Below are 13247 nucleotides of genomic sequence, written 5' to 3' on the forward strand. Positions count from 1 at the left end.
ACCATGTGGATTAACAGTTTGTCAAATTTTAATTTTTGCTTCTTTATAACAAGAATGAAAAGGAGCGTGTTCGTGAAGATGGTAAATGTAATGGATTGGCAGCAAGAACAAGATCGGCTTGATTTGGTTACGGAAAAGCTGCAATCAAGAATCGCAGAACTAGAGCCAGAAGTGACTGGGCTACGTGATCAAGTGGTGGACATTCGCAAGCGGTTTTGGGAAGAAGTCACGGTCAATACGAGCACAGACGAAGATTTCGAAGAGACCTTCTACAGTATAAAGCAGCAAGAAGCGTTGTTGTCGGAGCGGGAGCGCAGCCACCGGCAGCGGGTGCAGCGTTTTAAGAATATGAAACGGCTACTGCCATCTCCCTATTTTGGGCGAATGGATTTTCAAGAAGATGGTTTGGGCTTGAGTGAGAAAATTTATATCGGAGTGGCTTCTTTCGTTGATGCAGACGGTGTGGACTTTCTGGTGTATGACTGGCGAACGCCTATTGCAAGCATGTATTATGATCATTCCCCAGGGCCATCTACTTACGAAACGCCGGGAGGACAGATTACAGGTGAGATGATGCTGAAGCGGCAATATCAGATCCGTTACGGTCAGCTCCAGAACGTGTTCGATACGAGCTTAACGATCGGGGACGAATTGCTTCAGCAGGTGCTTGGCAAAGGCGCAGATTCACAAATGAAGAGCATTGTGGCGACCATCCAGAAGGAACAGAACGCCATCATCCGCAATGACAAAAGCCGTATGCTTATTGTGCAAGGAGCGGCTGGCAGCGGAAAAACGTCTGCAGCGCTGCAACGGGTAGCGTATTTATTATACAAACACCGCGATAGGCTCAAGGCAGATCAGATCGTTCTTTTTTCGCCAAATCCGATGTTTAACAGTTATGTATCGACGGTGCTCCCTGAGCTCGGCGAAGAGAATATGCAGCAAACGACCTTTCAGGAGTACCTTGCCTATTGGCTCGGATCCACGATGAATTTGGAGGACCCCTTCGAGCAGATTGAATATGTACTGACGTCACAATCCTCGCAGGGGTATGAAGCACGGTTAACGGGGATGCAATATAAGGCTTCTGAGGCTTTCCTGCATGCTCTTCAAAGCTACGCGTTATGGTTAGGCAAAGAAGGTATGCTGTTCCACAGTATCCGTTTCCGGGACCGCGAGTTGATTACTGCGGAGCAAATGAAGTCGCAATTTTACAGCTACGACAGCTCTATACGATTGGCTAATCGCGTTGCTTTACTACGTGAATGGCTGCTGCGTGAGCTGACTAAGCTAGAGCGTCAGGAAATGGAAGCGCCCTGGGTTCAAGATGAAGTCGATTACCTCGACAACGATCAATATGCCGAAGCTTACAGTGAGGTGCTTAAGAAGTACCGGCGAGAGGAAGCTGTCTTCGATTTTACAGAGCAGTATCTTGAAATCTATGGCGATTTTCGTACTCAGAAGGACGGGGAAGAGAATGTCTTTGACTTTAGCTCACAGGAAGATGAGTTACTGCGTCGTATGATCGTGAAGGAGCACTTCAAACCGCTAAGACGGGATGCCAAACGGTTGAAATTCATAGATACGATTGGATTATACGAGCAGTTATTTAGGGATGAAGCCACTTATCAGAAAATGACGGGTGAGACCGAAGTGCCTGACCAATGGTCAGAAATTTGTAAGCAGACGAAGGAAAAGTTGAGCCGTACCGAGCTGTTTTATGAGGATGAGACCCCATTCCTATATTTAAAAGAGCTTATCGAGGGTTCGCGTACGAATACAATGGTGCGGCATTTATTTATTGATGAAGGACAGGATTATTCGCCGTTCCAATTCGCGTTCCTCAAGCAATTGTTTCCCCGCGCCAGCATGACAGTTCTCGGCGATTTCAGTCAAGCGATTTTCCCGCAAGCGACGAATCTGCAAGAGGTGAATTCTCCTTTGATCCGGCTTTATGGTGAAGAGGAAACGAATCTATTTCGTTTAATCCGAAGCTATCGTTCGACTCGCGAGATTGTGGAGTTTACGAAGGCGCTGCTACCTAATGAAGAGATCGTGCCTTTTGATAGGGGCGGCAAGAAGCCGCACCTATTGAAGGCTAGCAATGAGGTGGAGCGGGCGGTACGGATAAAAGAGGAGCTTGCGGCGCTTATGGCCGAAGGTCTCGACTCCATCGCCGTTATTACTAAGACTGCTGCGGAAAGCCGCGAAGCCTATGAAGCACTGCTTGCTCAGGGTGGGGAGAATCTGCGGCTTATTACGAAGGAGACACTCACCTTTGAGAAGGGAACGCTAATTATTCCTGCGTATCTTGCTAAGGGCGTAGAGTTCGACGCCGTGCTAATCTACGATGCTTCTACACAGACTTATCATCGGGAGAGCGAACGTAAACTCTTTTATACAGCTTGTACGCGCGCGATGCATCGGCTTCTGCTATACACGACAGGCGATTGGTCGGGCTTTATTCAAGCCTTGGATACCTCTTTGTATGAGGAAGTGTAATTAGACATATCAAAATCAACCTCTTCAAGAAATTCGATAACTTCCCCATTGGGGCTGTGAACGATCGCGTTCTTGATCAGAAGAGGCGGTTCACCAAGAGAAAGCGAATCTGGTTCTATAAAAGCCTTTGCTCCATGAGCAAGGGCTTTTTGGTACATTTCATCTACATTATCCACATAGAAGGCGAAATGTAAGAGTGCTCCGTGAGCTATATCCTCTTCAGACAAGGCTTTTTTGCCTTGGGCGGCAATGACTGCATCCTTATCAAAAATCTCTATGCAAGTTCTTTGATCAGGTGAAATAAGCATTGAAGCTTCTTTGATTTGAAAGGAGGGCAGACTCCAATGATGACCTAACTTAAATCCTAAGGCGTCAATGTAAAATGAAATTGTTGCTTTATAATCTTTGGCTTGAATCGCTATATGTGCAAGACCTTTTACGCTCATTATTAATCACTCCTATATCTAATGTACTATTTATTATAGTTGGATTAAAATAGGAGATACATATATAAGATAAGTGTTTTATCCTGACATGGTTATTGAATATAAGGTATTTTAGTTGAATGGGTTTATTTATTTAAAAAGAGCTAGGAGGCGCTTGATATGGAACATCTTATGGATGATATTGATAAAAAGATTATGCAATTATTGCAGTACAATGCTCGAATGCCCATTTCACAAATCAGCAAAGAGGTTTCGATGTCACAACCATCCGTTAAAGAAAGAATCATTAAGTTGGAGGAAAGGAACATCATATCGGGGTATCATACAGCTTTTAATTTGCGGGATCTGAACCGGGGTACGACTACTTTTATTCTAATCAAAACAGAACATTGCCAAGAGCTCACCGATTTTTGCAACGATGCTATGGAAGTTACCGATTTGTTCCGCATTAGTGGAGAATATAATTATCTCATTAAGGTACAGACCTCAACGATTGAGGCGCTTGCTGAATTTCAAGATCACCTTATAAAGTTCGGACCTTCCAAATCGCATATCAGCTTGAAAAATATTTTGGAGAACAGAGTGCTACTCTAAAGCGAAGTTTCCAAATACAAGATATAGTAACCGCTTTCTTTTCGTTGTAAAATGGGTCAAAATAGCAGTCGTATTGATACGTATATAAGGGAGCATGCGCATGGAGAGGAAACTGTCTAGTAAAAAGTATATTCCATTCACATACAAGATGATGATTCCGTATCTCATTCTTGTATTGCTGACAGATGTGCTGGTTGGCTATATAGCCTACACAATGCTCGTAGAGTCCAGGACTGAAATGGCGGAAACGAATGTCCGGACCGCATTAAAGCAGACGAGGAACAACATCGAATACCAGACAGATGAAATCAAACGTATGACCAACTCGCTGTTTCTAAATACGAATTTTCAGAATGCCCTTCAGTTCAGGGGAGATCCTTTGGAAAATATGCTCAAAATGAGAGATGATATCGTTCCTTATATGAAGGCCCCTCTGCAACTGTATGGGAACAAGCTGAGACTTGCGCTTTTTACAGTCAATGAGACGATGCTTGAAATTACTGGTGATGATATGTCGACACCTATCGGTCGAAGTGATTATTATGTTCTTTCTGATCAGGTGATCGAGAATACGGAGTGGTTTAAGTCGATTGTTGCGAATAATCAAGACAGTTTGTGGCTTCAAGCGGATACCGACCGTGAGCTAGGTAATATTTCATATTTCCGTAAGCTTGTTTCTTCCAAGGCAGCACCTGCGATTATCGGATATATTCGCGTTACGGCGAGGATTGATGAGCTATTTGGTAATTTTGATACTTTTCCGATTGAACAGGGGATTGAACTTCGTCTGTTGGATAGGGCTACAGGAATGACTTTGTATGAACAAGGTGTTGCTGCTGAAGATACGAAACAAGATGATTATTTAATTATTAGTGAAGATATTCCGGTATCAAGCTATGTCATTGAGGCGCGCGTACCTCACTCTTATTTGAACAAAGATGCTAGTAGAATGCGGAAGGTGATTAGTACCGTTTGTTCCATCAGTTTTTTGGTGATGGCTATTATCGGTTTTCTAGTTGCACGTATATCTGGCAAGAAGATCAAGCGGATTGTGTATTTGGTTCGATCGTTTCAGGAGGGTAATTTTTATAAAAGAATCGGATTTCCAGGGAACGATGAATTTGTCTATATCGCTAATAGCTTCAACCAAATGGCGACCAGCATTCAGGAACTCATCCGGAACGTTTATGTGCAGGGCATTCAGAAAAAGCAAGCGGAGCTGGATGTGCTTCAAGCCCAGATCAGTCCTCATTTCTTGTACAATACGCTGTCGACCATCGGCAGTCTGGCCAATTTGGGGGAAGTGGAGAAGGTTACGCAGATGGTACAAGGTCTCTCCAAATTTTATCGACTCACATTAAACGATGGGCATGTATATATCTCCCTTGAAAATGAGCTGGAGCAGGTGAGGATGTATCTGGAAATTCAGAGAGTGAAGTATGCGGACGCCTTTGAGGTTTATTATGATGTCGATCCGGAAATTTTACAGGTGCCTATTATTAAGCTGATTTTACAGCCGTTTGTGGAGAATATATTCAAGCACGCCTGGTTCGGGGAGACCATTGCGATTCGTATTACTGGAAAGCGGCTGGGTGACCGCATCGAACTCAAGGTCATTGACAACGGGATCGGCATGCGGCCGGAGACACTTCAAAACATGCGATCAAGCGCATATCAACCAGGCAGCTACGGTCTGAGAAACGTGGAAGAACGAATTAAACTGCGATACGGGAGCGATTTCGGCATTCAAATCGGTAGCTATTTTGGAGCGGGAACGACAGTTCAAATTATTTTACCGGTGGAAAATGCAGAGATCAGGGAAGTGATGGGGGAGTGAGGAGTATGGCGATGGAAATCAATGTTCTGCTGGTGGATGATGAAGTAATCGATTTGGAATGGCTTAGAAGGCGTGTAGCCGGCAGTGATCATTTGCCTTTGCATAGCGTGAGAACTGCAACAAGCGGGTTTGCCGCTTTGAAAATGATGGAGCAGCACCCTGTAGATATCATTCTCTCTGATATCGGTATGCCGATTATGTCAGGCGTGGAATTTGCACGGAAAGCGAAGGAGATTAACCCAGATGTCCATATTCTATTTATTAGCGGACATCAGGATTTCAATTATGCCAAGGAAGCGATTCAATTGAACGCATACAGTTATTTGCTTAAGCCTGTGGATGATGACGAGCTGAACGAGACGCTGACCGAACTCTGCACAAAGATTGAGAAAGAGAGGACGCAGCGTACTTCCTTGTCGGAAACGCTGACACTTGTTAATCAGGAGCTACTGCTGCGTTGGTTTAACGAGGCTGCACCGGGACAGGTTGAAACGCACATTCACAACGTTCTCACGCCATACTTACAAGGTGCATCAGCGGTTGCCCTCATTGAGATCGACGACATGGCGCGAAAAATCCAAACCTGGACGGAAGAAGAGCGGAGTTTATGGAGCAGCACTGCCAATCAGTTTATCCGAAAGTTTGCACAGGATCAAAATTTGGGCATGGTGATTACGACTTATGACTATCACTTTGTGATCCTTGCTGCGGTTCAGGAACAATATTTTACAGCTTTGCTGGAAGAGTTGATTCGAGCGTTCTATCAGGAGTTCTCCTGTTCGATTACGATCGGAAGAGGAATGTACACAACCGACCCGGTCAAGCTACATGATTCCTATCGGCAGGCGCAGGCCGCTCTAAGCATTAAATGGATCGTAGGGAAGAATAGGTTGATCCAAGATGCCTCGGAATGGTCTCCAAAGGAAAAGATGGCTTCGGACTTAGAGGTTATTGTGGATCGTATGCTTAAAGCTATGCTCGACTACGACCTTACCACTATTGATGATTGCTTGCTTCAGCTATTTGCCGGAGACAGCCCGATCTCCCAGAAAAACGACATCTACGATATCATTATCCGGATTACCTCTAAGCTTCATGCTGATCTGCAGCAAATGAATGAGCATTTGTACGAGATTTTGAATTGGGATTCTCATCATCCTTTTGTGCTGTTTCAGTTCGAAACGGTGCATGATATCCTTTCGTGGCTGAGAAGAAGATTCTTTGAACTGTCGGAGCTGCTTTATTTGAAACGCCAAAGGCAAAAGCGCAAGTTAATTGATGAAATCACGGAGTATGTGAAAGAAAGATTAGATCAAAAAATAACGCTAAACGAGGTCGCCGCACATTTCGACTTTACCCCTAACTATCTAGGGCATCTGTTCAAGGTCGAAACCAATAGTCTCTTCAGCGATTTTCTAAGTGAATTGCGTATGAAGCGGGTATGCGAGCTGCTCGAGGATCCAACGAAAAAAGTATATGAGATTGCGGAACAAGCCGGATATAAAAATATTATTTATTTCAATAGGCAGTTCAAGCAATATATGGGCATGTCGCCCGGCGAGTACCGGAAGAAAAATAAAATCTGAATCGATTACTTATTGGGGAGGCTCATGTTCTATATGGAACAGGGGCTTCTTTTTTATCGAAATTGTTTATGAATCGTTGAATTAGTATTATGTTTAGTTGTTTCGCTGAATTATCTCACCGCCGTCGTCCTTTTATAATGAGAGATATAGAGAAGAAAGGGGTGCAAAGATGAAAGGGCATACATTTTGGAGCGATTTAAAAAACTATAGGGTTCTGTTGCTGATGCTGGCTCCGGCGGTTGCTTTTTTTCTTTTGTTTGCCTATGTCCCAATGGCGGGCATTATTATTGCCTTCAAGCATTATGATTACGCGGGCGGTATTTTTGGAAGTGCCTGGAACGGGCTCGATAACTTCCGCTTTTTCTTTGAATCAGGAGATGCCTGGCGGGTAACACGGAATACAGCATTGTACAATATTGCATTCATCGTTGTAAATAACTCTTTGCAAATTTTTGCAGCCATTATGTTGTTTGAGGTCGGTGGCAAATGGTTCCGCAAAATTACGCAATCGGCGTTGTTTCTTCCCTACTTTATTTCATGGGTAGTTGTCGGCGCGATTGCCTATAACCTGCTCAATTATGACATTGGTACTGTGAACGCACTCCTTAGAGGACTCGGGCTAGAACCTATTGATATTTACAATACGCCTGCCTACTGGCCGTATATCCTAGTTCTCGTTTCCGCCTGGAAAGGCCTTGGATACGGAACAGTAATGTACTTGGCCGCGATTACGGGCATAGATACTGAACAGTATGAGGCAGCTGAAATCGATGGCGCCAATATTTTTCAGCGGATCCGGAAAGTGACGATTCCAAATCTTTACCCGACGATTATTATTTTGGTGCTGCTGGCGGTCGGGAATATTTTCCGCGGTGATTTCGGGATGTTTTATAACATGATCGGCAATAACGGTTTGTTGTTCTCTTCGACGGACGTTATCGATACTTTCGTGTTCAGATCGTTGATTACTTCGAATGATATCGGCATGTCGGCTGCGGCTGGCGTTTTCCAGTCCGTTCTTGGCTTCGCAACGATTATGACTGTGAACTATGCTGTTCGCAAATACGATAAAGACCGCGCCTTATTCTAACCGCATCAGAGGTACAGTTTTCATAATGGAGGTAACGATATGAAGCAGCTCGATCGTAAAATATTCTCGGGTATTGGTTATGTATCCCTAATCTTTCTCGCAATTTTATGTATATTCCCGTTTATACTTGTCGTATCTTCATCGCTGACGGAAGAGTCAAAAATATTAACAGATGGCTATCAATTTATACCTACGGCCTTCTCAACAGAAGCCTACAGCATTTTGTTTAAGTATCCCGACCAGATGATTCAAGCCTATATGGTGACGATAGGCGTTACTATAATAGGCACACTGTTTGGTTTGTTTCTGACTTCAATGACGGCTTATGCGCTATCCAGAAAAGATTTTAAATGGCGTAATAAATTTTCATTCTTCTTTTTCTTTACAACTTTATTTAACGGCGGTCTGGTTCCTTGGTATCTGCTTATGGTCAATTACCTCCATATCAAAGATACATTGCTGGCTTTAGTGATTCCGATGATGCTCAACGTCTTCTACATCATTGTTATGAAGTCGTTTATGGGCAGCATTCCGGAAGCAATCGTAGAATCGGCTAAAATTGACGGTGCAGGCGATTTTAAGATCTACGCTCGTCTAATCCTGCCTCTCTCCAAGCCGGCGCTAGCGACTATTGGTTTGTTTCTGGCTCTTGCCTATTGGAACGACTGGTACAATGCCCTTCTATTTATTTCCGATGAGAAGCTGATGCCGCTTCAATATTATTTGTACAAAATGCTTGGCAATATGGATGGCATGCGAAAAGCCATGATGGGTGCAGGAGCAGTCGTAACCACATCGATCCCAAGCGAGAGCTTGAAGATGGCAATGACGGTTGTAGCTACAGGTCCGATTCTGCTCGCTTATCCATTCGTTCAGAGATATTTCGTTCAAGGCTTGACGATTGGCGCTGTAAAAGGATGAACCCGGGGAAATCCGGTTTATCAATATAATTAATACAAGGGGGAAGGCTTGAAATGCTGAGAAAAAATAGATTCATTATGCTCGCACTCGTTTTAACCTTCGTAATGATTTTGAGCGCATGTGGTGGTGGCAACAACGCCAATACATCCGCTAAGGCTACCAACAATGCCGCTGAGGTAACAAGTGAGCCTACAGAAACAGCGAGTGCAACGAATGCAGCCGAAACTTCAGATACCATAGACACCTCTAAAGAAGTAAAGTTGAAAATGATCTTCGTTGGGCCTAAACCGATAGACTATGATAGTGTTTTTGCTGAAATTAACAAGAAACTGAAAGAAAAAATTAATGCGACCCTTGAGGGCGAGTTCTTGGACTGGTCTGACTGGGCTCAAAAATATCCACTGAAGCTGGCAGCTAATGAAGATTTTGACCTCATCTATTCGGCAAACTGGGCCGGTTATAATGACCAGGCACTGAAAGGCGGATTTCTAGAATTAACCGATGAGCTAATTACTAAATATATGCCAAAAACTAAGGAAGCTATGTCAGATGTGAGCTGGGATCAGGCAAAAGTAAACGGCAAACTGTACATGGTTCCACAAAACAGAGGGGAATCTGTTGAAAAGCTGATTCTCTATCGTGAAGATTTGCGTAAGAAATACAATCTTCCTGAAATCAACAGCCCGGAAGCATATGCTACCTATTTGAAGACGATAGCTGAGAAGGAAAAAGGAATTACACCTTTCACTCCGGAAACGGGAGACTGGAAGTATCATAATTTGGACCGTGTATTACTGAAGCAGCAAAACGAATGGAATATGTTTGATCTAGATCTTCCATTTGCCTTCAAATTGACCGATGAAACAGGTAAAGTCTTTAACGTCTATGAAACGCAAGAGTTCAAAGATCTACTCGTGTATTACAAAGATCTCGCTGATAACAATGCTTGGTCGAAAAACGTTCTGAACAGTAAAAATGATCATCAGGCGGATTTTAAAGCAGGTAAAACCGCCTCGATTACGCACAATAACGGAACACTTGGAGCACTCATGGCTTTAATGCGCCAAGAAAATTCTCCTTATGAAGTAGCGTTGGCTGATATTAACCAGGGGAAGAAAAAATCAGTGGCGATTTCTACACAAAACGGTACGTCGATTCATGCGACTTCCAAAAATGTAGAACGTTCCTTGATGCTGATCGATCTGATGCAAAACGATAAAGAACTGCACGACCTGATGATGTACGGCATTAGTGGCGTGCACTATGAACCGGTTGGCGACACCAAATATAAAGCACTCGACAAAAATCCGAACTTTACCGGCTTCTCTAATTGGAACTTCAACTCGCCACTCAACCTTGACAATGAAGCATTCCCGCAAGAAGCTAACGATCTGGCTAAGGGCTGGGAAGCTAACGTCTACCACTATGCCCTTGAAACCTTTGTATTCGACAATAGCAAAGTGAAGACGGAAATTGCCAATGTGGGCAATGTAATGCTCCGCTATGCCATTCCGCTTGAGTACGGCGTAATTAAAGATATCGACAAAGGCCTTGCAGATTTGAACAAACAGCTGAAATCAGCTGGCATTGATAAAATCCAAGCTGAGCTGCAAGCGCAAATCGATGCTTTCTTAGCGAACAAGTAATATACAGTACAGGATAAGGGAGGCCCAACAGTCATGAAATGGCTATTGGGCCTCCCTGTTTTTTGAGATCGATTGTATATGAAGGCGCTATCGGACGCAGCCGAGCGGCGTATGAAGAGTTCTGAGGTTGCATTTGTTTTAGTATGAGCTAGTATAATAAGGCAAGAAGCTCCCTCTCGGGAGCCTAAATAGCTTCAAGGGCATCATAAGCGGGCCATTAACTTCGGAAGATTGGAGAGAGATATGAAAAATATATTGTATAAGTATATGAGTAAATTTACATCTCTTAACGAAGAGGATCAGCAGGATATTGTTGAGGGTATCCTTATAGAGGAATTTAAAAAGGGGACAGTGCTCCTTAGACAAGGAGATTTTCCCACAAAATGTTTTTTCGTGCTAAAAGGTTGTGTTAGGCAGTACTCGATAGATGAATCGGGAAAAGAAGTCACATCTAATTTCTACACAGAAGAGCAAGCGGCTTCGATTTTTAATCGGCATCAAGAAAGTAAGCCCTCTGCGTACACCTTAACCTGTCTAGAAGATAGCACATTGGTGGTTGGTGAACTTTATGCGGAACAAGACATGCTTCACAAACACTCGCAATTGGAAACGATGATCCGCAAAATGGTAGAGGAAAACTTAGGTGAGGTACAGGACGAATTAACTTCATTTATCGCTTCCAATCCTGAAGAACGTTACAAAGCTTTGTTGCGAAAAAGACCTCACTTACTCACTCGCGTACCTCAGCATCAATTGGCCAGCTATCTGGGGATGACACCAGAGTCATTAAGTAGAATTAAGAAGCGGGTTCATTCCAGTGATAACTAAAAAGAAAGTCATACACTTTTGTGGAGTTTTCCTCCTCTAAGCAGTAGCCATATCCCAAAACCTAGTTCTCCTACAATCATAGGAATAGTAAAAATATAATTTAATATTGTAATGACCCCTTCGTATTGTGGAAGAAATATTTTGCTTAGATGAATGATCATGTAACCTATTGAAGCAAGCAGCAATAAGATGCCGATTACTTTAGGGATGATGCCAGATTTTAAAGCCACATAGCCCACAATTAACAGATGCCCGCCAAAAACGACCAATCCCATAGACCAAATCAATTGAAATGCATCCAGAAATAACATCATAAATGCTTGAGTCTGTTCGATTTTTAATGAGGAAAAGTCGATTGTATTTCCCGTGAGCAGCAGCACAACTATCAAGTTAAGTATAGAGACTCCCAATATAGCGGAATAGGTTAGACGAAGCCAGGCGCCGAGTAATGATAGCTTTTGGTTAATCGGTTCTAGAAACACATAAAACGCCCAGGCGACCAGGATGTCAGTAATCATAATGATGATCCAACCCAAAATTTCACCTTTGAAAAGGTTAGTGGATGACACAAGGTTATTGAATGTGACGCTGGCATCGCCCTGAACAACAAGATTCCCATGGACAAAGCCATACGAAAAAAATGAGGCAAGGGTCATGATAATAAGTGAGATTCCAGCAGTTAAAGCGGACTTTCGCTGATTCGATAGATCTTTTTCTGAGATAGCCATAGATAGCCTCCTAAAGGACTTTTTATTTTTATTGTAATTAGGAGTAGTATGGCGGGCATTGACTTAAATCAAGAGTGCATCATCAGACAGAAAAAAATGCTTATTATCACAATAACGGAAGTTCATCCAGCCGTTCGTAAATCAACAATCCTTTCTCTTGCGCAACCTGTACCATTTCATCGGCACCCTGAGATGATCCTCCAACTCGAAGCACGGCATCACAGTAATTAAGCAGGCGAATGGAAGACGGATGGAAAATCCGGTTGAAAACGTCGTCTCCTAGATTAGTGGAACCGGCTGTAGCAATAAGAGGCAAAGCATACCACTCCCCCAGCACTGGCATATGCCCAGCCTCGTAAACTTGAAGAGCAATTTTATTCATGTATTTGACATTTTCCTCGATTAATACTGGATCATCATTGGTTCCAGAACGATACGGGCCAGCGATAAGGATATGCAGCGGTTTTGATTTTACCTTCAAGAGACCTTGGATCTGAGCGTATTGGAGCAGCATTACCGTCTTAGCATCACGAATCTCGCCGCTTTGGACCATGTCAAGCGCTTGAGCAAACGGAAGTTCCACTACTTCAATATTTTCCTGTTCCTCCTCAAGTCCCCCACCAGGACCAGTTGTCATGACGTCACTATACTCAGCTACAAAGAAGTGCAGGGTTTCGGTAACGGATCCTGGTGACATATAGACCTCGCCAACTTTCTGCACTCGGTCGATACGGTACCCCGTCTCTTCCTCCGTTTCCCTCAGAATACTTTCTTCTGGTGTTTCTTTATCGAGTAGCCCCGCGCAGGTTTCGATAAGCATTCCAGTCACATTGCCGTTTAGATAAGTAGGCATTCGGAATTGTCTCGTAAGTACGATGGTTTGTTTGTGTCGATTATAGAGTAGAATGGTCGCTCCGTTGCCTCGGTCATACACTTCACGGGATTGTGTCTCCCATTGTCCATTTTCTTTTTCATACTTGAATGTGATCTTCTTTAAGGTGTACCAGTTATCCGATAGAAGTTCCTCTTTTACGATCCGTACTCTTGGGTTGTAATACTGTGCCTTCAT

At 43.4% G+C, this 13247-nt stretch carries 11 protein-coding genes; 8 read left to right on the plus strand and 3 right to left on the minus strand.

From position 1 onward, the window contains the following. The first annotated feature begins 78 nt into the window (after positions 1-78). Positions 79-2502, plus strand: coding sequence for an RNA polymerase recycling motor HelD (gene helD, locus NSQ29_RS27845; protein ID WP_042192992.1), 2424 nt, complete (start codon positions 79-81; stop codon positions 2500-2502). On the opposite strand, the gene NSQ29_RS27850 is transcribed toward helD, so the two are convergent. Beyond that, positions 2466-2948: a VOC family protein gene (locus tag NSQ29_RS27850; protein ID WP_042192990.1), complete on the minus strand. Its 483-nt coding sequence runs from the start codon at positions 2946-2948 to the stop codon at positions 2466-2468. The genes helD and NSQ29_RS27850 overlap by 37 nt on opposite strands. A 159-nt stretch (positions 2949-3107) precedes the next feature. On the opposite strand from NSQ29_RS27850, the gene NSQ29_RS27855 reads away from it, so the two are divergent. The 7 genes from NSQ29_RS27855 to NSQ29_RS27885 all read left to right on the plus strand — a co-directional run bounded on the left by NSQ29_RS27855 (position 3108) and on the right by NSQ29_RS27885 (position 11450). Then, positions 3108-3542 carry an Lrp/AsnC family transcriptional regulator gene (locus tag NSQ29_RS27855; RefSeq protein WP_076285015.1) on the plus strand — a complete coding sequence of 145 codons (435 nt, stop codon included), beginning with the start codon at positions 3108-3110 and terminating at the stop codon, positions 3540-3542. A gap of 100 nt (positions 3543-3642) precedes the next feature. Next, positions 3643-5379, plus strand: a complete 1737-nt coding sequence (locus NSQ29_RS27860) for a sensor histidine kinase (protein WP_149645521.1) — start codon at positions 3643-3645, stop codon at positions 5377-5379. 5 nt (positions 5380-5384) lie between these two features. After that, on the plus strand, positions 5385-6965 hold the full coding sequence (locus tag NSQ29_RS27865) for a response regulator (protein ID WP_341126539.1): 1581 nt from the start codon (positions 5385-5387) through the stop codon (positions 6963-6965). 169 nt (positions 6966-7134) lie between these two features. Beyond that, positions 7135-8055, plus strand: coding sequence for an ABC transporter permease (locus NSQ29_RS27870; protein WP_042192982.1), 921 nt, complete (start codon positions 7135-7137; stop codon positions 8053-8055). A gap of 39 nt (positions 8056-8094) precedes the next feature. Beyond that, complete coding sequence (locus tag NSQ29_RS27875) at positions 8095-8976, plus strand: carbohydrate ABC transporter permease (protein ID WP_076285013.1); 882 nt, start codon at positions 8095-8097, stop codon at positions 8974-8976. A 53-nt stretch (positions 8977-9029) separates the two neighbouring features. Next, positions 9030-10622, plus strand: a complete 1593-nt coding sequence (locus tag NSQ29_RS27880; protein ID WP_339799503.1) for an ABC transporter substrate-binding protein — start codon at positions 9030-9032, stop codon at positions 10620-10622. Between the two features lie 243 nt (positions 10623-10865). Next, complete coding sequence (locus NSQ29_RS27885; RefSeq protein ID WP_339799502.1) at positions 10866-11450, plus strand: Crp/Fnr family transcriptional regulator; 585 nt, start codon at positions 10866-10868, stop codon at positions 11448-11450. An 8-nt stretch (positions 11451-11458) separates the two neighbouring features. Here NSQ29_RS27885 and NSQ29_RS27890 read toward each other — a convergent pair whose 3' ends face one another. Further along, the gene (locus NSQ29_RS27890; RefSeq protein WP_341126540.1) at positions 11459-12178 is read right to left on the minus strand and encodes a DUF4386 domain-containing protein; all 720 of its coding nucleotides are present in this window, start codon (positions 12176-12178) and stop codon (positions 11459-11461) included. Positions 12179-12284: 106 nt separating this feature from the next. Further along, positions 12285-13247: a GDP-mannose pyrophosphatase NudK gene (gene nudK / locus NSQ29_RS27895; protein WP_339267956.1), complete on the minus strand. Its 963-nt coding sequence runs from the start codon at positions 13245-13247 to the stop codon at positions 12285-12287.

It is taken from the genome of Paenibacillus sp. FSL F4-0236 (assembly GCF_038000135.1).
Lineage (GTDB): Bacteria > Bacillota > Bacilli > Paenibacillales > Paenibacillaceae > Paenibacillus_AQ.